This window comes from Micromonospora sp. NBC_01392 (assembly GCF_045040125.1).
GTDB lineage: Bacteria > Actinomycetota > Actinomycetes > Mycobacteriales > Micromonosporaceae > Micromonospora.
Genome location: NZ_CP109549.1, coordinates 6,833,871 through 6,858,741 on the forward strand (window position 1 = coordinate 6,833,871; position 24,871 = coordinate 6,858,741).

At 72.3% G+C, this 24,871-nt stretch carries 22 protein-coding genes and 1 tRNA gene; 8 read left to right on the plus strand and 15 right to left on the minus strand.

Annotated elements, in window-relative coordinates; all coding sequences use genetic code 11:
- Nucleotides 1-24 precede the first annotated feature (24 nt).
- Nucleotides 25-2,418: a M4 family metallopeptidase gene (locus OG767_RS30035; RefSeq protein ID WP_405091462.1), complete on the minus strand. Its 2,394-nt coding sequence runs from the start codon at nt 2,416-2,418 to the stop codon at nt 25-27.
- Between the two features lie 169 nt (nt 2,419-2,587).
- On the opposite strand from OG767_RS30035, the gene OG767_RS30040 reads away from it, so the two are divergent.
- Nucleotides 2,588-3,043 carry a hypothetical protein gene (locus OG767_RS30040; RefSeq protein ID WP_405091463.1) on the plus strand — a complete coding sequence of 152 codons (456 nt, stop codon included), beginning with the start codon at nt 2,588-2,590 and terminating at the stop codon, nt 3,041-3,043.
- A gap of 10 nt (nt 3,044-3,053) precedes the next feature.
- On the opposite strand, the gene OG767_RS30045 is transcribed toward OG767_RS30040, so the two are convergent.
- Nucleotides 3,054-3,938, minus strand: coding sequence for a LysR family transcriptional regulator (locus OG767_RS30045; protein WP_405091464.1), 885 nt, complete (start codon nt 3,936-3,938; stop codon nt 3,054-3,056).
- A 72-nt stretch (nt 3,939-4,010) separates the two neighbouring features.
- Here OG767_RS30045 and OG767_RS30050 point away from each other — a divergent pair, with 72 nt between their 5' ends.
- A complete protein-coding gene (locus tag OG767_RS30050) occupies nt 4,011-4,667 on the plus strand; it encodes a type 1 glutamine amidotransferase domain-containing protein (protein WP_405091465.1) in 657 nt (218 codons plus the stop codon).
- 142 nt (nt 4,668-4,809) lie between these two features.
- On the opposite strand, the gene OG767_RS30055 is transcribed toward OG767_RS30050, so the two are convergent.
- Both OG767_RS30055 and OG767_RS30060 read right to left on the minus strand, forming a co-directional pair.
- The gene (locus tag OG767_RS30055; protein ID WP_405091466.1) at nt 4,810-5,421 is read right to left on the minus strand and encodes a histidine phosphatase family protein; all 612 of its coding nucleotides are present in this window, start codon (nt 5,419-5,421) and stop codon (nt 4,810-4,812) included.
- 65 nt (nt 5,422-5,486) lie between these two features.
- On the minus strand, nt 5,487-5,906 hold the full coding sequence (locus OG767_RS30060) for a VOC family protein (protein WP_405091467.1): 420 nt from the start codon (nt 5,904-5,906) through the stop codon (nt 5,487-5,489).
- 169 nt (nt 5,907-6,075) lie between these two features.
- Here OG767_RS30060 and OG767_RS30065 point away from each other — a divergent pair, with 169 nt between their 5' ends.
- The gene (locus OG767_RS30065) at nt 6,076-7,956 is read left to right on the plus strand and encodes a hypothetical protein (RefSeq protein WP_405091468.1); all 1,881 of its coding nucleotides are present in this window, start codon (nt 6,076-6,078) and stop codon (nt 7,954-7,956) included.
- On the opposite strand, the gene OG767_RS30070 is transcribed toward OG767_RS30065, so the two are convergent.
- A complete protein-coding gene (locus OG767_RS30070) occupies nt 7,925-8,407 on the minus strand; it encodes a helix-turn-helix transcriptional regulator (protein ID WP_405091469.1) in 483 nt (160 codons plus the stop codon). The two genes, OG767_RS30065 and OG767_RS30070, sit on opposite strands and share 32 nt — an antisense overlap.
- A gap of 197 nt (nt 8,408-8,604) precedes the next feature.
- Here OG767_RS30070 and OG767_RS30075 point away from each other — a divergent pair, with 197 nt between their 5' ends.
- Nucleotides 8,605-9,282 (plus strand): DUF4386 domain-containing protein, encoded by a 678-nt coding sequence (locus OG767_RS30075; protein ID WP_405091470.1) that lies wholly within the window; start codon nt 8,605-8,607, stop codon nt 9,280-9,282.
- A gap of 47 nt (nt 9,283-9,329) precedes the next feature.
- Here the strand turns inward: OG767_RS30075 and OG767_RS30080 are convergent.
- A tRNA-Thr gene (locus OG767_RS30080) sits at nt 9,330-9,406 on the minus strand.
- 364 nt (nt 9,407-9,770) lie between these two features.
- Here OG767_RS30080 and OG767_RS30085 point away from each other — a divergent pair.
- Complete coding sequence (locus OG767_RS30085; RefSeq protein WP_281934499.1) at nt 9,771-10,862, plus strand: ABC transporter ATP-binding protein; 1,092 nt, start codon at nt 9,771-9,773, stop codon at nt 10,860-10,862.
- 61 nt (nt 10,863-10,923) lie between these two features.
- Here OG767_RS30085 and rlmB read toward each other — a convergent pair whose 3' ends face one another.
- Both rlmB and cysS read right to left on the minus strand, forming a co-directional pair.
- Complete coding sequence (rlmB, locus tag OG767_RS30090) at nt 10,924-12,048, minus strand: 23S rRNA (guanosine(2251)-2'-O)-methyltransferase RlmB (protein WP_405091471.1); 1,125 nt, start codon at nt 12,046-12,048, stop codon at nt 10,924-10,926.
- A complete protein-coding gene (gene cysS, locus OG767_RS30095; RefSeq protein ID WP_405091472.1) occupies nt 12,048-13,463 on the minus strand; it encodes a cysteine--tRNA ligase in 1,416 nt (471 codons plus the stop codon). The genes rlmB and cysS overlap by 1 nt, the downstream gene beginning before the upstream one ends.
- Before the next feature lie 63 nt (nt 13,464-13,526).
- Between cysS and OG767_RS30100 the strand changes: the two genes are divergently transcribed.
- Together OG767_RS30100 and OG767_RS30105 are read left to right on the plus strand one after the other, a co-directional pair.
- Nucleotides 13,527-14,174 (plus strand): IclR family transcriptional regulator, encoded by a 648-nt coding sequence (locus OG767_RS30100; RefSeq protein WP_405091473.1) that lies wholly within the window; start codon nt 13,527-13,529, stop codon nt 14,172-14,174.
- 320 nt (nt 14,175-14,494) lie between these two features.
- Nucleotides 14,495-15,763 (plus strand): hypothetical protein, encoded by a 1,269-nt coding sequence (locus tag OG767_RS30105; RefSeq protein ID WP_405091474.1) that lies wholly within the window; start codon nt 14,495-14,497, stop codon nt 15,761-15,763.
- Nucleotides 15,764-15,887: 124 nt separating this feature from the next.
- Here the strand turns inward: OG767_RS30105 and OG767_RS30110 are convergent, their stop codons facing one another.
- From OG767_RS30110 to OG767_RS30130, 5 genes are all read right to left on the minus strand, one after another.
- Entirely contained in the window at nt 15,888-18,722 is a 2,835-nt protein-coding gene (locus tag OG767_RS30110; RefSeq protein ID WP_405091475.1) for a hypothetical protein, read from the minus strand.
- The gene (locus tag OG767_RS30115; protein ID WP_405091476.1) at nt 18,659-19,435 is read right to left on the minus strand and encodes a hypothetical protein; all 777 of its coding nucleotides are present in this window, start codon (nt 19,433-19,435) and stop codon (nt 18,659-18,661) included. The genes OG767_RS30110 and OG767_RS30115 overlap by 64 nt, the downstream gene beginning before the upstream one ends.
- Before the next feature lie 252 nt (nt 19,436-19,687).
- Nucleotides 19,688-21,379, minus strand: a complete 1,692-nt coding sequence (locus tag OG767_RS30120; protein ID WP_405091477.1) for a S8 family serine peptidase — start codon at nt 21,377-21,379, stop codon at nt 19,688-19,690.
- Between the two features lie 90 nt (nt 21,380-21,469).
- Nucleotides 21,470-22,168: an HAD family hydrolase gene (locus OG767_RS30125; RefSeq protein ID WP_405091478.1), complete on the minus strand. Its 699-nt coding sequence runs from the start codon at nt 22,166-22,168 to the stop codon at nt 21,470-21,472.
- Entirely contained in the window at nt 22,165-23,127 is a 963-nt protein-coding gene (locus OG767_RS30130) for an EamA family transporter (protein WP_405091479.1), read from the minus strand. The genes OG767_RS30125 and OG767_RS30130 overlap by 4 nt, the downstream gene beginning before the upstream one ends.
- Nucleotides 23,128-23,200: 73 nt before the next feature.
- Here OG767_RS30130 and OG767_RS30135 point away from each other — a divergent pair, with 73 nt between their 5' ends.
- Nucleotides 23,201-23,746 (plus strand): CGNR zinc finger domain-containing protein, encoded by a 546-nt coding sequence (locus OG767_RS30135; RefSeq protein WP_405091480.1) that lies wholly within the window; start codon nt 23,201-23,203, stop codon nt 23,744-23,746.
- Here OG767_RS30135 and OG767_RS30140 read toward each other — a convergent pair.
- Both OG767_RS30140 and OG767_RS30145 read right to left on the minus strand, forming a co-directional pair.
- On the minus strand, nt 23,713-24,309 hold the full coding sequence (locus OG767_RS30140) for a GNAT family N-acetyltransferase (protein WP_405091481.1): 597 nt from the start codon (nt 24,307-24,309) through the stop codon (nt 23,713-23,715). The two genes, OG767_RS30135 and OG767_RS30140, sit on opposite strands and share 34 nt — an antisense overlap.
- A 142-nt stretch (nt 24,310-24,451) precedes the next feature.
- A complete protein-coding gene (locus OG767_RS30145; protein WP_357299913.1) occupies nt 24,452-24,682 on the minus strand; it encodes a winged helix-turn-helix domain-containing protein in 231 nt (76 codons plus the stop codon).
- Nucleotides 24,683-24,871: the final 189 nt, after the last annotated feature.

A 24,871-nucleotide genomic window follows, 5' to 3' on the forward strand; every position in this document is an offset into this window, starting at 1 on the left:
GGGCCCCGGGGTCGGGCGGTCAGGTCAGGAGACGTTGACCGCGGTGTCGTCGATGACGAACGACGTCTGGAGGGACGCGTCCTCGGTGCCGGTGAACTTCAGCGTCACGGTCTGCCCGGCGTACGCGGCCAGGGAGAACGACTTCTGGCTGTAGCCGGTGGCCTTGTTCAGGTTCGAGTAGGTCGCCAGCGTCGCCAGCACCGTGCCGGACGAGTTGAGCACCTGCACGTTCAGCTTGTCGTACTGCACGCTGGTGGTGGACTCGGCCGAGTCGATGTGCAGCCAGAAGCTGAAGTTGTAGGTCGAGCAGCCGCTCGGCAGCGCCACCGACTGCGCGATGTTCTCGTTGCTGCTGTAGCCGTAGCCGTTCAGCCAGGCGAACCGGGTGCCGCCGTGCGCCGACTGGCCGCTGAAGGCGCCGATCGCGCCGGTGGTGCCGGTCCACGGGCTGGTGCCGGTCTCGAAGCCCGCGTTGCCGAGCTTCTGGCCGGCGCCGGTGCAGCCGCCGCCGGTGCCGGTGACGGTCAGCGAGTACGTGGCGGACTTCGCGCCCGACGTCGCGTTGCCGGTGACCGTCACCGAGTAGGTGCCGGTCGGCGTGCTCGCGCTGGTGGCGATGGTGAGCGTGGACGAGCCGCCCGAGGTCACCGAGGCGGGGCTGAACGACGCGGTGGCGCCGGTCGGCAGGCCGGACGCGGAGAACGTCACGGTCTGCGCGGTCCCGCTGGTGGTGGCGGTGGCGACGGTGGCGGTGGCGGAACCGCCCTGGACGACCGAGCCGGCGGTCGGGGAGAGCGACACGGAGAAGTCGTTCCCGGTGGAGCTGCACGGCGCGTCGCTGCCGGCCACGTTCACCGCGGTCCACGCCGCCTGGACGGCCTTGTACTCGGTGGAGCAGTTGCCGTACAGGTCGGTCGCCGCCCGCAGGGTGTACGCCCGGGCCGTGTTCGACGGGGTGGTGGTGTTCACGTACGAGGTGTTCGAGGTGAAGTACACGTCGAGCGCCCGGTACCAGATCTTCTCCGCCTTGGCGCGACCGATGCCGGTCACCGCCGGGGCCGAGCCGCAGACCGGCGAGGTGCCGTACGCGGTGGCGCCGGTGCCCTCGGCCAGGTTGAAGTAGAAGTGGTTGCCGACGCCGGAGGAGTAGTGCACGTCCTTGTTCTTCGTGCTGGTGGACCAGCAGGAGTCGGACGAGCCGTCCAGCGACGGGTTGTACATGTAGCGCAGCGGCGTGCCGTTGCCGTTGATGTTGATCTTCTCGCCGACCTGGTAGTCACCCGGGTCGCTGGGCGCGGCGGCGTAGAACTCCATCATGTTGCCGAAGATGTCGCTGGTGGCCTCGTTGAGGCCGCCGGACTCACCGGAGTAGACCAGGCCGGACAGCGCCTCGGTGACGCCGTGGCTCATCTCGTGGCCGGCCACGTCCAGCGAGACCAGCGGGCGGGAGTTGCTCGACCCGTCGCCGTAGGTCATCTGGGAACCGTCCCAGAACGCGTTGACGTAGTTGTTGCCGTAGTGCACCCGGCTCGGCACGCCCTGGCCGTTGCCGAAGATGCCGTTGCGGCCGTGCACGTTGAGGAAGTAGTCGAACGTCTTGGCGGCGCCGAAGTGGGCGTCCACGGCGGCCGACTGCCGGTTGGAGTTGGCGCCGTTGCCCCACGCGTTGTCGGCGTCGGTGAACGTGGTGCAGGTCGAGGTGCCGTTGTTCATGTCGCAGGTACGGCCGTTGCCGTGCGACGGGTCGATCATCGAGTACGTGCTGCCGGAGAGCGTGGTGTCGATGCTGACCGAACCGGTGTAGATGCCCTGGCCGCTGCCGACCACCGACTCGATCTCGTCGTACGAGCCGATCACCTTGCCGGTGGTGGCGTCCGTGATGACGTGCAGCTTCGACGGCGTCTGCTTGTCCGCCTTCCAGCCGGAGGCGACCGTCTCCCAGGCCAGCCGGCCCTTGCCGCTGCTGGCGTCCACGAACAGCTCGGGCGCGCCGACCGAGGTGAGGCTGCCGGAGAACGCCTTGCGCGCGCTGGCCTTGGCGGCGTCCGCGCCGACCTTGGCGCTGGTGCCGAGCGTCAGCGGGGCGGACAGGCCGACCGAGGTGCCGCTCATGGTGCCGTTCGGGGCGGTGTGCACGACGAAGTCGCCGCCGTAGACCCGCAGGCCCTGGTAGGTCCGGGTGTAGCGGGTGTGTGCCGCCCCGGAGGGGTCGACCTTGGTGCGGACGGCCTGGTACGCCTCCCCGCCGGCACCCTGCACGGCGCCGGGGTTGGCGCGGAGCAGGCTGTCGGCGCGTGCCGCGGCGGCACGCTCGGGGCTGGGGGCGCTGGGCGCTGCCGCTTGCGCCGTGCTGGTGACGCAGGCCAGCACGCCGCTGGTGAGCAGCGCTGCGCTGACGGCGGCGACGGTTCTTTTCACATGCCCTCCTGAAAGGAAGTTGTGACGGGGGTAGTCACTCATGTAGATATAGCTGAGACATCGACAGACGTGAAAGAGGGCGACGGTTTCCCGCCTCAGACACTGACCGAACGGATGAGGGGGGCGCGGTGGTCCGGAACCGGGTGGCCCCGTCGTGCGTCCGATCGGTATGAGAGCAGCCCCCGCCGCGGCGATCGCCCTCGCCGCCGTCCTCACCCCGCTCGCCGGCTGCGCCCGGGCCGACACGCCGGCCCCGGTCGGACCGGCCGTCACCGGACTGCCCGGCGTCGAGGTGGTCCTCGTGCGTTCCGGCGGCATCGCCGGGCTGACCGACACCATCACCGTGCGGCCGGACGGTCACTGGACGAAGACCGACCGGGCCGGCGCCACCCGCGACGGCCGGCTCGCCGACGCCGACCTCGACCGGCTGCGGCAGCTCACCGTCGACCCCCGGCTGACCGCCGAGGCCGCCGTCACCGTGCCGGCGACCATGTGCGCCGACGCGTTCAGCTACCGGCTCACCATCGGCCCGACCACCAGCTCCTACGTGGACTGCCCGCCGCAGGCGACCCCGCCGGCCGCCACCGCCGAGGTGGTCGGCCTGCTCACCCGCGCCACCGGCTGACCCGGGCCGGTCACCAGCCGGCCGCCGCCGCGTGCAACGTCCGCCGCACGGCCTCCGTCTCGCGCCGCCCGGCCACCGCCGGCCGGGCCGCGAGGAAGAGCGTGTTGAGTGGCGGCACCGGCGGCGCGAGCAGCGCCCGCACCGCGCCCGAGGCCAGCTCACCCCGACAGAGGTACGCCGGCAGCACGCTCACCCCGGCGCCCGCCACCACGGCCGACCGGACCGCCCGCAGGTCGGCCACGACCAGGCTGGGGGTGCGGGTGAGCCGGGTGTCGAAGACGGTGCGCCAGTAACGGCGCAGGATCGGCGCCTCCTCGCCGTAGGCGACCAGCGGCACGTCGCGCAGCGCCGCCGGGGTCACCGGGCCGGCCAGCCGCTCCGCCCAGACCGGTGCCGCCACCAGCACGAACTCCTCGTCGTAGAGCGGCTCGACGACCACCCCGCGCCGGCGTGGCCGCACGCTCGTCACCGCCAGGTCGAGCCGGCCGGCGACCAGGTCGTCCAGCAGCCGCTCCGGCATCCCGGCGACCACCCGCAGCTCCAGGCCGTCGGCCACCAGCCCGGCAAGTGCCGGCAGCACCCGCTCGCCGAGCAGCTCGGCCGGCCCGCCGAGGAAGACCGTCCGGGCGTACGCCGCGTCCGACTCCTCGGTCAGCACGGCGGCGAGCCGGTCCAGTGGCTCGGCCACCCGGCGGGCCAGCTCGTCCCCGGCGGCGGTCGGGGTGACGCCCCGGGGCAGCCGGTCGAACAGCGGTCGCCCGACCGCCTCCTCCAGCGCCCGGAGCTGCGCGGTCACCGTGGGCTGCGCCACACCGAGCAGTTCGGCCGCGCCGGTGACCGACCCGGCCCGGTGCACGGCGAGGAAGCTGCGGAGCAGGTCCAGCGACACCTTCACATCAGCAAACCTATCGCCGACGTGACTCTCGCCTATTGGTCAGCTATGGCTCGGCGCGTCAGCATGGTGGGCATGACTCGTGCACTCATCGCGCTGACCAGCCATTCCGACCTCGGCACCACGGGCCGCAAGACCGGCTACTACGTGGGCGAGGCCGCCGAACCGTGGGAGGTCTTCCGGGCCGCCGGGTACGACGTCGACCTGGTGTCGGTGGCCGGCGGCGAGCCGCCGACCGACGGCCGGGACAACGACGACAAGACCCAGAACGACTTCCTCGCCACCGCCGGCGTGACGGACACCCCGAAGGCGGCGGACGTCGACCCGTCCGGTTACGACGTGATCGTCTTCGCCGGCGGCCACGGCACGATGTGGGACTTCCCCGACGACCCGGACCTGGCCCGGATCGCCCGCTCGGTCTACGAGCGCGGCGGCGTGGTCGCCGCCGTCTGTCACGGCCCCTCCGCGCTGGTGAACCTCACCCTCTCCGACGGTTCGCGGCTGATCGCCGGCAAGCGGGTGGCCGGCTTCACCAACGACGAGGAGGCCGCCGTCGGCCTCACCGACGCGGTGCCGTTCCTGCTCGCCGACAAGCTCGCCGAGGCCGGCGCGCAGCACGTGCCGGCGCCGAACTTCACCGAGCACGTGGTGGTCGACGGCCGCCTGGTCACCGGCCAGAACCCGCAGTCCGCCCGCGCCCTGGCCGAGGCCGTGGTGAAGCTGCGCGGCTGAGCGGCGGCGCGGCGCCGGTCGCCCGTGCCCGGCGCGGCGCGGCGCCGACCTTCGGGTGGCGGCGCGCAGGTGCCACTCCGGCTCCCCGCCGACCGGGTCGGCCGGCCCGCCGCGGCGCGGACGGTGCGGTGCGGTGCGCGCCTCAGAAGCGGTAGTCGTCCGGCAGGCCGGTGGCGCGCAGCTCGGGCGGCAGGTGGGCGGCGTCGTTCAGCGCGACCACCGTCGGCGGGCCGGCCGAGCTGTAGCGGATCACGGTCAACGCGCAGTTGGCGTGGTTGAGCCCGATCCACCGGCGCTCCGGCGCCTCCAGGGCGTGCCGCACCAGCCAGGCGACCAGGAAGTTGTGGGTCACCACCAGCTCACGGACGTCGCCGGAGGCGGGGGCGGTGGCGAACCGGGCCACCGCCTCCGCCGTCACGCGCGGCCCGTCCCGCCGGTCCCGCTCGGAGAACTGGGCGAGGAACGCCGCGTACCGCTCCGGCAGGCCGGCCGGGTCGGTGTCGTGCGGCATGTGGTCACCGGCCCGGTCGTCGACGCGTACCGGAACACCTGGCAGCTCCGCCGCGACCAGCGCGGCGGTCTCCGCGGCCCGGGCCAGCGGCCCGTGGTGGACCGCGTCGAGGCGCGCACCGCGCAGGCGTTGCCCGAGCAGCGTGGCCTGCCGACGGCCCCGCGCCGACAGGCCGGTGTCCGCCTCCTGCTCGGGAGAGTCCTGCTCGGCGTGTCGGGCCAGGAACAGCAGGCGGCTCGCCATCGGTCACCTCGTCAAGATCGGGATGCCGACCCTAACCGGCCGGCCGCGATCCCCGCAGCCCGCGATCACCCGCGCGGATGCATCTGGCCGATCCGGATCCGGTTGCCGAACGGGTCGCGGATGCCGAAGTCGATCCCGTACGGCCGGTCGGTCGGCTCGTCGGTGACCTCCACGCCCTTGGCCACCAGGTCCGCGTACGTCTGGTGCGCGTCGTCGGTGGTGAGGAACAGGAAACCGCCGGTGGCGCCCTTGGTGAGCAACTCCCGGACCTGCTCCGCGGTCTTCGGGTCCAGCGCCGGCGGGCCGGGCTTCTCCAACAGGATCTCCCGGCCAGGGTCGCCCGGCACGTTGACCGTGAGCCACCGCATGAAGCCGAGATCCTGGTCGGTGTTCACCTCCATGCCCAGCTTGCCGACGTAGAAGTCGAGGGCCTCGTCCTGGTCGAGCACATAGATCTGGGAGCGGGAGATCGAAGTCATCGTCATGACGAGGACGTTAGAGCAGGCTGCCGGCCTGCTGCTTATCCAAAACTGCACGTTCGGGCCGCGACGCGCCGAGTCCGTCCTGCACCGCTTTGTCCTCAGCGGGCAACGAACACGATACGTGCTGATAACGTCACCGAAACGGTGGAGCGCGACGTCGGGGAGAATGCCGATGCAGGTGATGCTGGCCTGGACCACTGACGGCCCCGACCCGGAGGACGGGCGGGTGGCTCGCGGCACCCGGTTCGACCGGGCCGCCGCCGAGCTGGTGCCGGAGAGCTGGCGACGCCGCAGCTTCGGCGGCGCCGACTGGGGCGTGCTGGTGCAGCACCCGACCGACCAGGGTGCCTACCGGTGGCCGACCGTCGCCGTCGACGGCCCCGTCACCGCCGTCTCGCTGGGCATCCCGGTCGGGGTCGACGCTGCCGGCCCGGTGGCACTGGCCCGGCGCCTGCTCGCCGGTGAGGACGTGCACCGGGAGGTCGTGCCGCCGTTCGGTCTGCTGGCCCTCGACCGGGACCGCTTCGCCCTGCAACAGGACTGGCTGGGCATGGCCCGGGTGTTCACCGGCACCGCCGGCGCGGTCACCGCCTGGTGCACCCGGCCCGGCCTGCTGGCCGCCTTCCTGCACGGCACGCCACGCCCCGACCTCGCCGGCTGGACCTCGTACCTCCTCTGCGGACACTTCGGCGGTGACCTGTCGCCACTGGCCGGCATCCGACTGCTCCGGCCCGGCGAACGGGTCACCGGGCGTCGCCGCGCCACCGGCGGCTGGCAGCTCACCACCGAGCTGCGCTACGCCACCGACGACGTCGTACGCGCCGGCCACGCCGAACGGGACCGACCGGTCGCCGAGCGGCTCGACCGGGCCGCCGACGCGCTGACCCGCGCCGTCACCAGCCTGCACCGGCTGCACGACGGGGAGGTCACGCTCGGTCTGTCCGGGGGCAAGGACTCCCGGCTCATCGCCGCGTCCCTGGTCGCGGCCGGCCGTACGCCGAACCTGGTCACCAACGACGACACACCGGCCGAGGCCGAGGTGGCCCGGGAGCTGGTCCGCCTCCTCCGGGAACGGCGCGGGCTGGAGCTGCCGCACCGCTCGGTGCCGGCCGCCGCCCCGGCCGACGTGCTCGGCGTCGGCCTGCGGGAACGGGCGCAGCGCCTCGCCGAGCGGCACGACCACCAGTTCCCGTCGACCTACCTGAGCCGGCCGGCGGTGTCCACCCGGCTGCCGGAGGCCACCCGCCCGGCGAGCCTCACCGGCGCGGCGGGCGAGCTGGCGGTCGGCTACTGGTATCCCCCGGCCGGTGCCGACCCCGCACCCACGCCCGAGCAGGGGGGCCTGACCAGGCTGCTGGCGGCCCTACCCCGCGCCGCCGCGACGCCGGAGGCACTGGCCGCCGAGCGGGACCGGGTCACCGGCGTGCTGGCCCACGCCCGCGACCTGGGCCTGCGCGACGAGCACCTCATCGACCACCTCTACCTGGTGGAGCGGATGCGCCGGTGGTGCACCTCCGCCTACACCACCGGCATGGTCACCCCGTTCCTCGCGCCGGGCTTCGTCGCCGCCACGTTCGCGTTCGGCGTCGCCGAGAAGCGGGCCCGGCTGCTGCACACCGCGTTGATCGCCCGGCTCGTGCCGGAGTGGGCCGAGGTGCCCTTCGTCAGCGCCGCCACCGGGCCGTCCCGCGCCACCCGGATCTGGGCGGGCGACGGTGTCGCCACCGTGGCCGACCTGCTGGACACCGCGCACGGGCCGCTCACCGACCTGATCCGCCGACCGGTCGTGGAGCGGGCGCTACGCGCCGCGGCCCGGGGCCAGGAGCCCGACCCGCGGGTTTTGCAGCAGTTCACCGCGCTGGCGATCGCCTCCGGGCAGTTGGAGCCGGGCACCACCCGCCCGCCGACCGGCGCCACCTACGCCCGGGTCACCGCGCCGCCGCGTCCGCGTACCCCGCAGCAGGGCCGGCTGACCGGGCTGCGGTGGATCCGGCGGAGCCGGCTCGGCGACCGGCTCTGGGTCATGGCGCGACGGCGGGTGCGCGGCCGCTGACGTCGGCCGGGGCCCGACCGTCGGCCGCCGGCCCCGGCCCGGCGGGCCGTCCGACGGCGGCGCTCGGGCGCATCCATGCCCTGGTGAAGCAGCTCGGCACGTCGGCCGGGGCGGCCTTGCGACGCCGGTAGGCCGACGGGGACTCGCCGACGATGTCGTGGAACGTCCGGCTGAACGTGCCGAGGCTGCCGAACCCGACCAGGTGGCAGATCTCGGTGACCGGTTCCGTGGTGCGCACCAGGAGGTACATGGCCCGCTCGATCCGGCGGCGTTGCAGGTAGCGGTGCGGCGTCTCGCCGAACGTGGCCCGCAACGTGCGGATGAAGTGCGCCTCGGAGACGTACGCGATCCGGGCCAACGCGGGAATGTCCAGCGGCTGCGCGTACGCCCGGTCCATCGCGTCCCGGGCGCGCAGCATCGCCCGGTTCGACTCCTCCACCGCCCGACTCATCCCACCTCCCGCTGTGCAAGGAAGGGCACCCTGTTAACGCATTCTGCAGAGGAGGGGCCCCCTGTTAACACCACTCATCGTTCCACCCGGTGACGCGGCGAGGACTGCCCGAGCGGCCGATTCGCCGCCGCGCCGATCCACAGCAGGGTGAAGGCGTGACATCCGTCGATGGAACGATCGCGCCGGAAGGAGCCGCCATGGACGCACTGCGGAAGACCTCGCTGGTCGCCGGCGGGTGCTACGTGCTCACCTTCGTCTCGATCCCGAGTCTCACCCTGTACGCCCCGGTGCGCGAGGCGGACTACCTCGTCGACACCACGTCGGAGACCCCGGTCGTGGTCGGCGGCCTCCTCGAGGTGATCGTCGCGCTCGCCTGCATCGGCACGGCCGTCGCGCTGTTCCCCGTGCTCCGGCGACAGGGCGAGGCGCGGGCGTTGGGTTTCGTCGCGGCCCGGGTCCTCGAAGCCGGCGGCATCTTCGTCGGCGTCGCCAGCCTGCTGACGGTCGTGGCCCTGCGCCGGGCCGGCGCCGGAGCGGACGCGCTGTTCACCGGCCAGGCGCTTGTCGCTTTCTACGACTCGATGTTCCTGCTCAGCCAGAGCCTCATGCCGGCCGTGAACGCGCTGTTGCTGGGATCCCTGCTGTACCAGTCCCGCCTCGTTCCCCGCGTTCTGCCGCTGCTCGGGCTCGTCGGGGCGCCCCTGCTCGTCGCCGCCGACATCGGCGTGCTCTTCGACCTCTGGGACCGGCTGTCCCCGGTGACCGCGATCGCGGCCCTCCCGATCGCGGTGTGGGAGTTCTCGCTGGGCGTCTACCTGCTCGTCAAAGGCTTCCGGCCCGCGCCGGTCATCACCGGCGCCCGGGCCGCCGGCTGACCGTCACGGGCACGCGCCGGCTGGGGCCGGGGGATGCCTTGTGGAATTGGAGCCCCCGGCCGGGATCGAACCGGCGACATCTCGCTTACAAGGCGAGTGCTCTGGCCAGCTGAGCTACAGGGGCGCGTGTGACGGGCTCAGCATAGCGACTGGGCTCGGGAAATCCCGCCTGGCAGGGCTCCCGAGCACGGAAAACGTCAGTTACCTCACCGGGTCGGCCGGCCGATCGTCCACTGATAGCGCTCACAGCGGGGAGATTGATGCCTCTCAGTGCTCGACTGACCGAAATGTGTATGCCGTCCGTCCCACCCGCTGCGTCTCGTCTTGGCACGAACGCGAAAGCCGTTTACGGTGCAGTGACACGGACGACACTCCGGCCGGCCTCGGCTGCCCGGGCGACGCTCCCGTTGGCCGGCACCCTGGGTGCCGGTCGCTCCTTCACTCGGATCGTCCGGCACGTTCCTGCCGGTGAAAGGAAGCGCTTCATCATGGCTACGGTCACCTACGCGAAGGCGTCCCGGATCTATCCGGGCACCGAGCGCCCCGCCGTCAACCAGCTCGACCTCCAGATCGGTGACGGGGAGTTCCTCGTCCTGGTCGGCCCGTCCGGCTGCGGTAAGTCCACCAGCCTGCGGATGCTCGCCGGCCTGGAGGACGTCGACGACGGCGCCATCTACATCGACGACCGGGACGTCACCCACCTCCCGCCGAAGGCCCGCGACATCGCGATGGTCTTCCAGAACTACGCGCTCTACCCGCACATGACGGTGTACGAGAACATGGCGTTCGCGCTCAAGCTGCGCAAGACCTCGAAGTCGGAGATCGACCGGCGGGTCAAGGAGGCGGCCGGGCTGCTCCAGCTCGAGGAGTTCCTCAGCCGCAAGCCGAAGGCACTCTCCGGCGGTCAGCGCCAGCGGGTCGCCATGGGCCGCGCGATCGTCCGCGAGCCGCAGGTCTTCCTCATGGACGAGCCGCTGTCGAACCTCGACGCCAAGTTGCGTGTGCAGACCCGTACGCAGATCGCCTCGCTCCAGGCGAAGCTCGGCGTCACCACCGTCTACGTCACCCACGACCAGGTCGAGGCCATGACCATGGGTCACCGCGTGGCGGTCATGCTGGACGGCGTGCTCCAGCAGGTGGACACGCCGCGGGCGCTCTACGACACCCCGGCCAACGTCTTCGTCGCCGGCTTCATGGGCTCCCCGGCCATGAACATCAAGACGGTGAAGCTGACCGACCAGGGCGGCGTGTTCGCCGAGATGATCATGCCGCTGACCCGCGAGCAGATCGAGGCGGCCCGCGGCGAGGGCGGCGACGGCAAGGTCACCGTGGGCTTCCGCCCGGAGGACTGCGACCTGGTGAGCCCGTCCGAGGGCGGCATGCCGGTCGTGGTCGAGCTGGTCGAGGACCTGGGCTCCGACGCCAACATCTACGGCCACGCCGCGCTGGAGGGCCACAACGAGCGGTTCGTGGTCCGCACCGACCGGCGCAGCATGCCGAACATGGGCGACACCGTGTTCGTCAAGCCGCGCCCCGGCCGCAGCCACGCCTTCCACGCCACCACCGGCCAGCGGATCTGACGTACGCGAAGCTAAAGGGGCGGCCCGCCACGGCGGACCGCCCCTTTTTCGTGCTTGCGGGTCAGCCCTCGACCGCGCGGCGGCGGGCGACCTCGGCGAGCGTGACCGCGGCGGCGACGCTCGCGTTGAGCGACTCCACGTCGGAGATCATCGGAATGCTGACGGTCAGGTCGCAGGTCTCGCCGACCAGGCGGGACAGCCCGCGCCCCTCCGAGCCGACCACCACGACAAGCGGGCCGACCGCGGCCTCCAGGTCATACAGGTCGGTCTCCCCGTCGGCGTCCAGGCCGACCACGATGAAGCCGGCCTCCTTGCACGCCTTCAGCGACCGGGTCAGGTTGGTGACCTGGGCGACCGGAACGCGCGCGGCCGCGCCGGCGCTGGTCCGCCAGGCGGTCGCGGTGATCCCGGCGGCCCGCCGCTCGGGCACGAAGACACCCTGCGCGCCGAACGCGGCGGCCGACCGGATCACCGCGCCGAGGTTACGCGGGTCGGTGACCCCGTCCAGCGCGACAAGCAGCGGGGCGGCCTGCTCCAGCGCGGCGGTGACCAGGTCGTCGAACGACTCGTAGGCGAACGGCGGCACCTGGAGGCCGACGCCCTGGTGCAGCACCCCGCCGGTCATCCGGTCCAGCTCGGCGCGGCTCACCTCGAGGATCGCGATGCCCCGGTCGGCGGCGGTGCGGACGATCTCCTTGACCCGGTCGTCCATGTCGATGCCCTGTGCGGTGTAGAGCGCGGTCGCCGGCACCTGGGCGCGCAGCGACTCCAGCACCGGGTTCCGCCCGACGAGCAGCTCGGGGCTGTCCTTCGCCGGGTTCGACTTGCGCCCCGGGGAGACCCGGGGCCCGCCGGACCGGCCGCCCGGCTTGCCGCCGCTGCGGCCCTTGGCGGTGGGTACGCCCCGACCGCCGCCCCTGCCCCAGGTGGTGTCCTTGCTGCCGGGCTGGCCGATCTTGGGCGCGCGGCCCTCCTCGGCCGCGGCGCGGCGCTCCTTGTCCTGCTTCCAGGCGGTGCGCTGGGGCAGCTTCTCGGTGCCCGAGTAGGCCTTGTGCCAGGGACGCTCGTCGGCCGGCAGGGTGCGCCCCCGGCCGGCCAGGGAGTCCTTGTTCTTGCCACCGGTGCCCTTGGGGGCGCCCGCCTTCGGCGTCAGTCGCCGGCCACGGCGCTGCGAGTTGCCGGCCATCAGTCCTGCTCTCCAATAGTCCAACGCGGGCCCTGGGGGGTGTCCTCGACGACCACGCCGGCCTGCTTGAGCTGGTCACGGACCGCGTCGGCGGCGGCCCAGTCCTTGCGGCCACGGGCCTGCGCGCGCTGCTCCAGGGCCAACGCGATGAGTGAGTCCACCACGCCGCGCAGGTCGTCCGTGCGGTCGCCACCGGTCCAGGCCGGATCCAGGGGGTCGACGCCGAGGATATCCAGCATCGCCCGCGTGGCGGCCAGCGTCGTGCGGACGGTCACATCGTCGCCGCCGCTCAGCGCGGTGTTGCCGTCCCGGACGACCTCGTGCAGCACGGCGAGCGCCGCCGAGGTGTTGAGGTCGTCGTCCATCGCCGCCACGAAACCGGCGGGCAGCTCACCGGGTCGGCCCACGCCGACCCGCTCGACCGCCCGCTGCACGAAGCCCTCGATCCTCCGGTACGCGACCGCGGCCTCGCGCAGCGCGTCCTCGGAGTAGTCGATGCGGGACCGGTAGTGCGCGGCGGCGTAGTAGTAGCGCAGCTCCACCGGGCGCACCCCGAGCGAGGCCACGTAGTCGAGGTCGAGCGTGTTGCCGAGCGACTTGCCCATCTTGGTGCCGCCGATGCCGAGCAGGCCGTGGTGCACCCAGTAGCGGGCGAACGGCAGGTCGGCGGCCTGCGACTGGGCGATCTCGTTCTCGTGGTGCGGGAACGTCAGGTCGAGCCCGCCGCCGTGGATGTCGAACTCGGCGCCCAGGTAACGCCAGCACATCGCCGAGCACTCGATGTGCCAGCCGGGCCGGCCGCGACCCCACGGCGACGGCCAGGCGGCCTCGGTCGGCTCGCCCGGCTTGACGCCCTTCCAGAGCGCGAAGTCACGCGGGTCGCGCTTGCCCCGGTCGGGGGCGTCGCCGGCCGGCTGCATGTCGGCCGGGGACTGCCCGGACAGTGCGCCGTACGCCGGCCAGGACGCCACGTCGAAGTAGACGTCGCCGGAGCCGTCGGTGGCCGGGTAGGCGTGCCCGGTCTCGATCAGTCGGGCGATCAGCTCGTGCATCTCCGGAATGTGACCGGTGGCCCGCGGCTCGTAGGTCGGCGGCAGCACGTTCAACGCCCGGTAGGAGGCGGTGAGGATCTGCTCGTTGGCGTACGCGATCGACCAGAACGGCCGGCCCTGCTCGATGGCCTTGGCCAGCACCTTGTCGTCGATGTCGGTCAGGTTGCGGATGAACGTGACCTCGAACCCGTTGCCCAGCAGCCAGCGACGCAGCACGTCGTAGTTGACGCCGGAGCGAAGGTGGCCGATGTGCGGGGGCGCCTGGAGCGTGAGACCACACAGGTAGACCCCCACCTTGCCGGCTTCCCGCGGGACGAAGTCCCGCACCGATCGGGTGGCGGTGTCATACAGGCGTAGCGTCACCTCCCAAGGGTAGCCCTCCACACATTGCCGGGTTGGCCCGAGCCGGGTCGTACGCTGCGTGCTGTGGACACGGCGGCACGCCCGGGAGAGACCGCGCAGACCTTGGAACGGGGTCTGCGCCTGCTGTACCTCGTCGCGGACGCGCCGGGCGGGCTGACCGTCACCGAGGCCGCGCACCGGCTCGGCATCGGCCGGGCGGCCGTCTACCGGCTGGTCGGCGCGCTGACCGGGCACGGCATGCTGCGGCGCGACGGCGAGGGCCGGCTGCGGCTCGGCGTGGGCGTGCTGCACCTGGCCCGCCGCGCGCAGCCGCTGCTCGCCGAGGGCGCGCTGCCGGCGCTGCGCCGGCTCGCCGAGCGGACCGGCGCGACCGCCCACCTGACCGTGGTGGAGGGCGGCGAGGGGGTCGCGCTGGCCGTGGTCGAGCCGAGCTGGACCGCGTTCCACGTGGCGTACCGGACCGGTTCCCGGCACCCGTTGGAGCGGGGCGCGGCCGGCCGGGCCGTGCTGGCCGGGCGGGCCGGCGAGTCCGGCCCGGTGAGCACCAGCGGCGAACTCCAGTCCGGGGCGTACGGGGTGGCGGCGCCGGTGCTGGGCGTGCCGGGTCTGGAGGGCAGCGTCGGCGTGGTGTCGCTGACCCCGCTCGACGTGACCGAGGTCGGCGCCCAGGTGACCGCCGCCGCCGAGGCGGTCGCCGCCGCACTCTCCTGACCGCGCCCGCCCCGCCGGGCGGCCGGGCCTGCGGGGTGGGCTGGCGGGCTGGCGGGCTGGCGGGCTGGCGCAAGTTCGGGGAAGTGGCGACATCCGCCCGGGTCGTATATGCCCACCTCGGCGAAATGACGGCGCCACCCGCCGCGGATACGCCCATCTCGCCGGAACGGCGTCGCGCCGCGGCGCGGTTCGGGAACGGGTGCAGGTCCCTAGCACATCGCGGGTGTCGGTGGGGGCTGTCCACAGGCGTGGTATGGACTCGGCCGTGGTGGTTGTCCACAGGGGTGTCGACAGCCGCCTCGGAGCCCCACGCTTGCCGTATGCCACCTCACCCTCATCGCCCGCCGCAGTTGGCCTGGCAGGTCTTTCGTGGCTCGGACGCGGTCCGGCGCGGCCTTCTCTCGCGCCACCACCTCCGGGGCGCGTCCTGGCTCCGACTCCGGCATGACGTCTACGCCGACGCCCGCCTCGACCGCGACCACGAGCTGGCCTGCCGCGCCGTGTTGCTCCGCATGCCGCCCGGCACGTTGATCGCCGGACCGTCGGCGGCCTACCTGCACGGGGTCGAGCACGCCGCCGACTTCACCGACGACGTGCACGTCCTGCTACCGGCCACGGTCCGAGCCGACTCCCAACCCGGCGTCCGGGTGCACCACGCCCCGGTGTCCAGCACCCGCAGCGGCCTGCTGGTCCCCGCCGGCACCGCCACGGCACCGACGAGCACCGCCGCACCGACCGGCTTCGGCCCGATGCCGGCACACGCCGCCATGTCGACCGGCACGACCACTCGGCGCGGCGCGGGCAGACGACTCCCGGCCGTCCGGCCACCCGACGCGGTGGACCCGGGCCGGCCGCCGGTTCGGCACCGCCCGCCGCGTCCGGCCGGTCCGACGACTCCCCCCGGATCGCCGGCCGGACCGACCGGTCCCCCGGAACTGATGAGACCACCCGCCCCGGCCGGGCCACCGAACCTGAGAACGCCCAACCTGGCCGGACCGCCGGACCCGAGAACACCCGCCCCGGCCGGGCCACCGGATCCGAGGCCGCCCGGTCCGGCCGGGCCGCCGCCCCGCACCGCACCCGTCGCCTGCGCCTGGGAGACGGCGGTCTGGGCCGATCCCGTGCGTGCCGTCGGCATCATCGACGGGCTGCTGCGCATCCGTGCGGTCAGCCCGGCCGGGCTCGCCACCGAGGCGGCGCGGAACGCCGGCCGTCCGGGCGGCCGGCGGGCGTCCTGGGTGTTCGGCCTGACCGACGGATGCGCCCAGTCACCGCCCGAGTCACATCTGCGGGTGCGGCTCGTGCTCGCCGGTCTGCCGCGCCCGGTGGCACAGCACCCGGTACGCGTGCCGGCCGGCCCTGTCCTGCATCCCGACCTGGCGTGGCCGGAGTTCCGCGTGGCGGTCGAGTACGACGGTCGGTGGCACGCGGATCCCGATCGGATGCACCTCGACCGGTGTCGGCTCAACCAGCTCGTGGGGGCTGGCTGGCTGGTGCTGCACGTGACCGGTCGACGCCTGCGCCAGGAGTTCCCCGCCCTGGTCCGCGAGATCCGCGCCGCGCTGGTGGCCCGCGGCTGGCGTCCGTGACCTCTCCACTCCGGCGCACCGGTCCGAACACGCGCACCCCGTCGCGCCACCTCGCCGGTGTCGCCTCACCACTCGGACAGGCGGCGACGCCCGGGAGATCCGGACGCCGCCGCACCGGTTCCGGTCAGGCCGGCGTGGTCACGGCGATGGTGCCGCTGAACGCCGAGCTGCCGAACGAGTTCACCGCCTGGATCCGGTAGTAGTAGGTGGTGGACCGGGCCCGCCCGGTGTCGCTGTAGCTCCGGGCGCTTCCGCCCAGGGTGAAGGTGGCCAGGTTGGCGGTGAACGCCACATTGGTCGCCCGCTGGAGCACGAAGCTGGTAACCACGCTGCTGGCGCTCTCCTGCCAGGTGAGGCTCACGGTCGCGGTGCCGCCGGCCACGGCGACGGCGGTGCCGGCGAGGTTCGTCGGGGCGGCCGGCGGCCCGCCGACGGCGATCGTGGCGGTGTTCGACCACGGCGAGCCGACGCCGAGATAGACGGTGCGCACCCGGTAGTAGTAGGTGGTGCCGGCCACGACCGTGGTGTCGGTGTAGCTGGTCGCGTTGGCGGCCAGGGTGACGGTGGTCAGCCCGGCGGTGAAGGCGGGGTTGGTCGCGCGCTGGAGTTCGACCGAGGTCGAGTACGACCGGTTGACCCAGCTCAGGGTCACCCGCACCGGGCTGTTGCCGGGTTGGGTGGCGGTCAGGTTCGTCGGGGCGGTCAGGCTGGTCACCCCGGAGGCGGTGTTCGACCAGGCGGAATAGCTGGCGCTGTTCTCCCGGCGGACCCGGTAGAAGTAGGTGACACCGGGCACCGCGGTGGTGTCGGAATAGGTGGTGGCCCCCGCCGCCAGGGTGACTGTGGTGAGCCCGGCGGTGAAGGAGGAGTTGGTCGAGCGCTGCACGACGACCTGGGTGGCGAGCGGCAGTCCGGTGGGGTTGGTCCAGTTCAGCACGATCGCGGGCGGGACGGTGGCCGACCCGGCGTTGACGGTCGCGGTCAGGTTGGTGGGCGGGGCCGGGGACACCCGGATCACCACCGGCCGCATCATGTCGAAGTCCTCGTGGTCGACCATGTGGCAGTGCCAGACGTACTCCCAGCCGAAGTTGTAGGGCTGGTTGGTGACCACGGCCGGGTTGCCGGTCTGCGGATCGATCTGCGTGAAGCCGTTGGTGGTGCCGGGGACCTGGGTCGGGTCGAGCAGCCGGACGCTGTCGCCGATCTTGAACGGCAGGTTGTCCGGCAACGCGGGCCGCATGGCCACGATGCAGTCCTCGAGCGGGTTCATCCGCACGGTCTCCTTCCAGCCCACCTCGTTGGCGTCCGGCGGCTTGTAGGCGCCGTCCCAACCGACCCGGTTGACCAGTTGGACGTTGTAGTAGTGGAAGTGGATGAAGTGGGTGTCCACCCCGTTGTGCGTGATCTTCCAGATCTGGGTGCCGTCACCGGCCGAGCCGACCGGGGTGGCCAGGTTCGACATGTAGAGGATCTCGGTGGGCGGGTCGATGTAGGCCAGCGGGATCGCAGTCTGGATGAAGGCGGTGGTCTTGGGCAGCTCGACGCCGAGGGTGGGCATCATCCGGCCGTACACCGGGTCGAACTCCTCGATGATCGACTTCGGCCCGAGCGGCAGCGTGACCGGGGTGGTGCCGCCCAGCGGGACGTAGGTGATGGTGGTGTCCTGGATCGCCACGTAGTGGTTGGTGGAGCTGGTGCCGAACGCGGCGTTGTACGCCTCCTCCGGCACGATCGGCTTCGGCTGGCTCTGCCCGTACGCCTGGGGCAGTCGCGTCCGGAGCCGGGCCAGGTCGAACGGCGCGGCCGGGGTGCCCACGACGCGGATCTGCATGAGGGTGCGGGTGTTCGGACCGTAGCCGGGCTGGGTGGTGGGTGCCCCGCCGCTGTCGGTCTGGTCCGGGTCCCCGGTGTAGTAGTCGTAGCGGGTGTCGTAGGCCGGCATGGGCGCCGGGGCGTCGTTGTAGAGGATGAGCGTCGACCCGGGCGCGACGGTGGAGAAGTCGACGATCACGTCGGCGCGTTCGGCCGGGCCGATCAGCAGCGAGTGGTCGGAGACGTTGAGCACGGTGATCGAGCGACGGTCGTACTCGTAGTTGATGGGCTGGGGCGGGATGATGGCGACCTCCGGCAGGAGCCCGCCCTCGTTGCCGATCTGGATCCAGTCCGGGCCGACGGCGGCCGGGGCGGGCACGCCGCCCTCGCGGCCGTCGGTGGGCCAGGTCGGCGGGAAGTCCGGGTTCGGGCACGCCTCGACCATCGGCACCTCGCCGGCGGCACCGTCGTTCAACGTGCCGTCCGGCTTCCACATCGTGCCGTTCGAGGCGGCGTGGTAGAGCTGGAGGTTGAGCGCCCGGTCGTTGCACGCGTTGAGGATGCGGAACCGGTATGCCTTGGGCTCCACCTGGAGCGTCGGGTAGGCGCAGCCGTTCACGATCGGGGTGTCCATGAACGCCTCGGGCGTGATGGTGGGCAGCGGTGTGCCGGGCTGCACCGGCGGCTCCCAGGGCCGGGTGACCGGGTCGTAGTACGGGTTGGGCACCGGGCCCTGCTGGATGCCGGTGAACGGTGGCCAGAACCACGGCCCGTAGTCCCAGCGGCCCATCGGGTTGGCACCGGCGGCGTTGTACGGGTTCTGGTTGGGCATGTAGACGTGCGGCATCCACAGGCTGCTCTGCCCGCCCCAGTTGACGGTGTCCCACGTCGGGTCCTGCCGGGCGAGCTGGGCCGGTGGCGGCACGAACGTCTTGTCCTGGATGACCAGCGGAAGGTCGCCGGGAGGGATGACCCCGTCGGTCACCATCTGCTGCTCGACCGGGTCCTGAAGGATCAGGAGCGCGAACTGCCCGGTGTACGGGGTGAGGTGGGTGATGCCCTCGGTGTGGTCGTGATACCACATCATCCGGGCGCTCTGCTGCATCGGGAAGTAGAGCGTGACCGCGCCCGGTCCGGGGTCGGGCATGTCCGCACGTTGGCGTAGCTGGCGCCGCGCGGGTAGGACGTCACCTCGCCGGCCGGGGTGAACCACTGGAGCGGGGTGCCGTCGCTGATCCACGGCGTCTCGGCACCGTGCATGTGCATCGCGGCGCGGTTCTGCGTGTATAGCTCGGTGTTGTTCAACGGGCCGGTGCCGGCGCCGGTGAGGGTGGTGTCGACGGGCAGGAACAGCTTGCCGGCCGCGCCGGTGGGCAGCAGGTTGAGGAACTTGATCCGCACCGGCCGGTTCCGGCGGGCGTAGATGAGCGGCCCGCAGTAGTAGGGGCGGACCGGCGGCGCGATGGTGTTGTGCCCGCTGGGGTCGGTGCCGTTGTTGACCTGCCGATATCCGCGCACGCGGGTGGGGGGCGCGAGGTCCCGGTTGAACATCTTGCCGTAGTCCTGGACGCAGATCTCGTAGTAGTCGCTTCCGGGGTAGGTGATGGTGTCGGGCACCGCCACCGGGATGTAGTGGTTGAGGTCGTTGGCGTGGTTCGGGCCGACGCCGGGCAGCGAGTCGACGAACTTGCGGACGCCGGTGCCCGGCTGCACCACGCCGCCGACGACGGTCGGGAGCGCGGTGTTGGCGTAGTTGGGCGTGAATCCGAAGTAGTCCGGCGGGTCGCCGGGGCCGAGCGTCGGCTCCTCGGCCGCGTTCTGCTTCGGGATGGTCGCCTTGCGGATGGTCTCCTCGGACATGGTTCTCCTCCTCGCCGAGGGCCGCCGCGGCACCACAGCCCGTCGACCCAATGATCACTCTCGGTGATAATTCAAGTCGAAGGAGTCAGTCAATGGAAGGGACCTTCGGCCCGCACAGAGGGCTTGAGCTGCACAAATGCCATTTCGCACCAACCGGACAGCGACCGGCGGGAAGACCACTGTGTGCAATCGCCGACACGGAGAAGCCCGGGCGACGTACGTCGCCCGGGCTTCTCGGAACCGCGAATGTCGTTACGGCCGCGCGTTGGGCTTCAGCGGCGTCTTCACCGCGGCGAAGGCGTCGACGATGCCGTAGCCGTAGAAGCCGTTGAAGTTCAATGAACCCGCGCAGTACGCGTTGTACGTCTCGTCCCGACCCTCGTTGGTGTAGGTCTGGAGCCGCGGCTCCGGGCAGGCGTGCTCGGCCGCCGTCCGGTAGAGGTGCTGCTCGACCTGGTCCGGCGCCATGCCGTAGCCGTTGCGGCCCTGCTGCTTGCCGTACCGGCTGACGATCAGCGCGGCCACGCCGGAGACGTGCGGAGACGCCATCGACGTGCCCTGGAGGTAGGTGTAGTAGCCGCACTCACCCTTGGCCGTGCACTGCTTGAACACCGAGTCCTCGAAGCCGGCCACGATGTTGCCGTCCTCGTCGACCGACCCCTCCTCCTGGAGCACCTTCTTCGGGTACGTGGAGAGGATCATGTTGGCGTCGGTGCGGTAGGTGTCGGTGCCGAAGCCGTCCCGGAACCAACCACCCGGGGCCGCCACCGAGATCTGCTCGGTGCCGTAGTTCGAGTAGTCGGCCTTCTTGCCGGACGGGCCGACCGCCGAGACGCCGATCACGTGCGGGCCCTCGACCGGCAGGTCCCAGCAGCTCGCGTTGTCGATCGGCCGCGGGTACGGCGGGGTGTCACCGTAGTCCGGGCTGCTCTCGTCGGTCCGCGGGGCGCCCAGGTCCTCGTTGTTGTTGCCGAGCGAGCCGACCAGCGTGACGCCCTTGCGGTGGGCGAAGGTCAGCGCCCGCTTCATGGCCTCGATGATGGTCCGCTGCTCGGCCTGCTGCTCCGGGTTGTCGGCCGGGTTGGCGGTGCAGTTGTAGAGCCACGGGTCGACGTAGAAGGACATGTTGACCACGTCGAGCCCGGAACGGCCGGCGTGCACCAGCGCGTTGACCACCGGGTTGAGGAAGAAGTAGCCGCTGTCCTGGCCGCCCTTCAGCTCGACCAGGGAGACCTTCGGGGCCACGCCGGAGAGGCCGAAGCCGTTGGCGGCGGCGCCGATCGTGCCGGCCACGTGGGTGCCGTGACCGCCGTCGTCGGTGCCGACCGGGTCGAGGCAGCTCGCCACCTCGCACGGGCCGTCGACGTCGGGGATGTCCGGCGCGAAGTTGCGGGACAGCGCCCAGTTGAAGTTCGGGGCCAGGTCGGGCTGGCTGGCGTCGACGCCGGTGTCCAGGACGCCGACGGTGACCCGGCGGTCGCCCGGCTCGATCTTGCGGGCCTGGTCGGCCCGGATCATGTCCAGGCCCCAGAGCTTGTCGTCCAGCGGGTCCATCTTCTTGGCGTTGCCCTTGGCGACCTTGGCCTTGGTCGCGGCGGCGGCCACCAGGTGCTCCTGCTCGACCCGGTCGAGCTTGGGCTTGCGGCCGATCGCCTTCTCCTCGGCGGCGCCGAGGAGCGCGCCGGCCGCGGTGGCGCGGCTGGCGAAGTCCGCCCGGTCGCTGCGCACCTGGAACAGGCCGACGTCGTCGGTGCGGGAGACGACCGTGCCGCCGGCCGCCTTGATCGCGGCGATCGCGGCGTCGGTGGAGACGCCGCTCTCCGCCAGCACGGTGAAGGTCCGGGTGCTGGTCGGCGCGGCCGTCGCCGGAACCCCCAGACCGGTCACCGTGAGTGCCAGCGAGGCCGCGACCGCGACCGCACCGGCGGTGAAGCGCTTGCTCACCACATTCAGATCCTCTCGTTGAGGGACGTGGCAGTCATCCCACATCACGGGAGCGGGTTTCGCCAGGTGTGCGCCCGGAATACGCCACAATCAGGCATTCGCGCTCGTCAACGCGGCGAGCACCCCGGGCAGCTCGGCCAGCGTGGACACCTCGGCGTCGGGTTCGAGGCCGGCCGGCCGGGGCAGCCCGGCCCGGTTGAGCCAGACCGCCCGCAGGCCGACGCGCTGGGCGGCGACCACGTCGTGTTCCGGCGAGTCGCCGACGTGGACGATCCGGGTGGCGGGCAGCCCGGCGGCAGCCACCACGGCGGCGAAGAACGCCGGTGCCGGCTTCTTCGGCAGGCCACCCTCGTGCGCGTACAGGGCGAAGGCGAACCGGCCGTCGAGGCCGCAGCGTTCCGCGCGGCTGTTGCCGTTGGTGGCGAAGCCCAGCAGGTGGTGCGGGCGCAGCGCGGCCAGCGCCGGCAGCACGTCGGGGAACGGCCGGCTCAGGGCGTACCGGCGGGCGAAGAAGAGCGCCGCGAACTCGTCCAGGTGCGCGTCGAGCCCGGCCCGGGCCAGCGACCGGGCCAGCGCGGCGCGGCGGATCTCCCCGACCGGGGCCGCGCTGAGCGCGCCGAAGACCGCACCCCAGTCCCCCTCCAGGTCCGCGAGCGACACCTCGGCCGCCGCCGGGGTCCACCGCCGCATCTCCTCAAGTACGGCCACCAGCGCGCCGGTGACCGCCGGGCGCAGGTCGACAAGGGTCTCGTCGGCGTCGAAGACGACGGCGGTCCGGGGTGCGGTCACCGCTCACCGACCAGCGCCGCCCCGGCCGGGGCCGGTGACGCCTCCCCCGGGCCGGCCCGCAGCTCGTCCACCCGGACCAGCGCGACGCCGCCGACGATGAGCACGCCGCCGACCAGTTGGATCGCGCTCGGCAGCTCGTTCAGCACCAACCAGGCGATCAGCACCGCGAACATCACCTCGGTCAACCCGACGAAGGAGGAGAGCCGGGCGCCGAGCAGCCGCGCCCCGGCGACCCCGGCCAGGTACGCGACCACGGCGGCGATCAGCGACAGTCCGACGATCGGCACCAGCCAGCTCACCCGGTGCCCGGCAAAGCTGACGTCGGCGGTGCCGGCGGTCAGTGGGAGCACCCCCAGCCCACCGAGCAGCAGCAGCGCCACGGCGCCGACGGCCATGCCGCCGCTGGCCATCACCGCCGAGGGCAGTTCGGCATCGACGCGGCCGGCGATGACGTAGTAGCCGGCCAGCCCCACGCCGGCGCCGAGCCCCCAGAGCACGCCGACCGGGTCGAGCCGACCGGCACCGGTGAGGTCGAGGACGAACACCAGCCCCGCCAGCGCGGTGAGCGAACCCGCCACGGTCAGCACCCGGGGTCGCTGGCCGTGGACGAGCCACATCCAGCCGACCACCAGCACGATGCCGAGGTATTCCAGCAGCAGCGCCACGCCGACCGGGAGGTACCGGACCGCGTTGAAGAAGCACGCCTGGGCCAGGGCCACCCCGAGCAGCCCGAACAGCACCACGGTGAGCGCGTTGCGGCGCAGCACCGGCCAGCGACCACGCAGCACCAGCAGGGCGGGCACGGCCAGCACCAGCGCGGCGATGCCGACCCGGGCGATCACCACGGCGACCGCCGACCACTCACCGGTGATCAGCGGCCGGGCGAACGTGCCCGAGGTGGCGAACGTGAGCGCGGAGAGCAGGGCCAGGCCGAGCCCGGTGCCGGACCGTTCGCGCATCGACATTCCCCCGGTCATGAGTGAAGAAGCGTTACGCTGATGACGTTAGGGGTGCCGTCCGACAGGAGTCAAGTTGCTTTTCGCTCATGACACCGAGTGCGGGTTGGTGGCCGCCGCCGCACTGGTGAACACCACCGGCCCGGGTCGGGAGGACCTGCCGGACGTCACCGCGCTCGACGCGTTCTTCACCGCGTACGGGTGGAGCGGCCGGCACGAGCACACCGAGGCGGAACTACGCCAGGTCCGCACGCTGCGGCCCCGGCTGCGCCGGATCTGGTACGCCGACACCGACGGGGTGGTGGAGATCGTCAACGGGCTGCTCCGCGAGTCGCACGCCCTGCCGCAGCTCATCCGGCACGACGACGAGCCGTACCATCTGCACGCCGTGCCCCGCGACGCGCCGTTGGCCACCCGGATGGCGGTCGAGGCCGCGATGGCCGTGGCCGACCTGGTCCGCTCCGGCGAGCTGACCCGGCTGCGCCGCTGCGACCACCCCGACTGCGACAACGTGCTCGTCGACCTGTCGAAGAACCGGTCCCGCCGGTTCTGCGACGCCGGCTGCGGCAACCGGGCCGCGGTCAGCGCCTACCGGGCCCGCAGGGCGGCGTCCCACTCCTGACGGATCGCGGGCCAGTCCGCCCGGAGCAGCTCGTACTCCACCTCGCCGTGCTCCGTACCCGGAATCGGATCGTCGAAGACCAGGTGGAACGTGCGGGCGTAGCGCAACCCGGCACGGGCCATGACCGCGCGCGACCGGTCGTTGACCGCCATGGTCTGCGCCCACACCCGCCGCACGCCGACCGTGTCGAACGCGTGCCGCACCAGCGCCCGCGCGCCCTCGGTGGCCAGCCCGTGCCCCCACACCGCGCGGCGCAACCGGTAGCCCAGCTCCGCCTCGCCGCCGTCGTCGGACGGATCGAGCGCCAGCCAGCCGAGGAACTCCCCGGTGAACCGGTCGAGCGCGGCCCACCGACCCAGCCCGGGATGCCGGCCGTACTGCGCGAGCAACCGGGGCAGCACCTCGTCGCGGATCGTCGCGGCCGGCGTGGGCACACCGTTGGTGAGGAACCGCATCACCTCCGGGTCGGCGTCCAGCGCGACCAGTCGGTCCACGTCGGCCATGGTGAACCGGCGCAGCGTCAGCCGGCCGGTCTCCCGCAACACCCCGTCGTCGTCAGGCACGGTCGGATCATCCCGCCGACCCGTCGCCCGGGGCGAGGCAATTACCGCCAGGGTGTGGCCGTTGCGGGCTGGGTTGCGGTAGATCTTGGAAGAATTGCGCCCCTCCGAGGGCCGTTTGGTACCAAGATCTGCGGTCACCGCGTCAGCTCGGCAGCGCCTCCGCGACCCAGAGGCCACGACCCTGCAATCCCACGACCAGACCACGGTCCTGGAGGATGATGATCGCCCGCTGCACGGTCGTGACGCTCACGCTGTACAGGTCGGCGAGTTCCTTGTAGGTCGGCAACCGCTCACCCGGCGGGTACTCGCCACTTCTGATCCGGGTCGTCAGATCTTCGGCCACCTCTCGGTAGCCACCGCTCGGTATGGGCATGGGAGGTTCCTTCGTTCGGCACCCCCATCGGATCATGAGCAAAAACCACCTTCAAGACCAACATTACCTTAGGTACTAAAGGTCTCTAACATGGCGGCTGTGGCGAGGTCCCTCGTTCGGCAAGCGACAACCGAGCCATGCGGCGGTCCAGAGCAGACATGGGGCCTGGTCCCCAGGACGGCGTCGCGG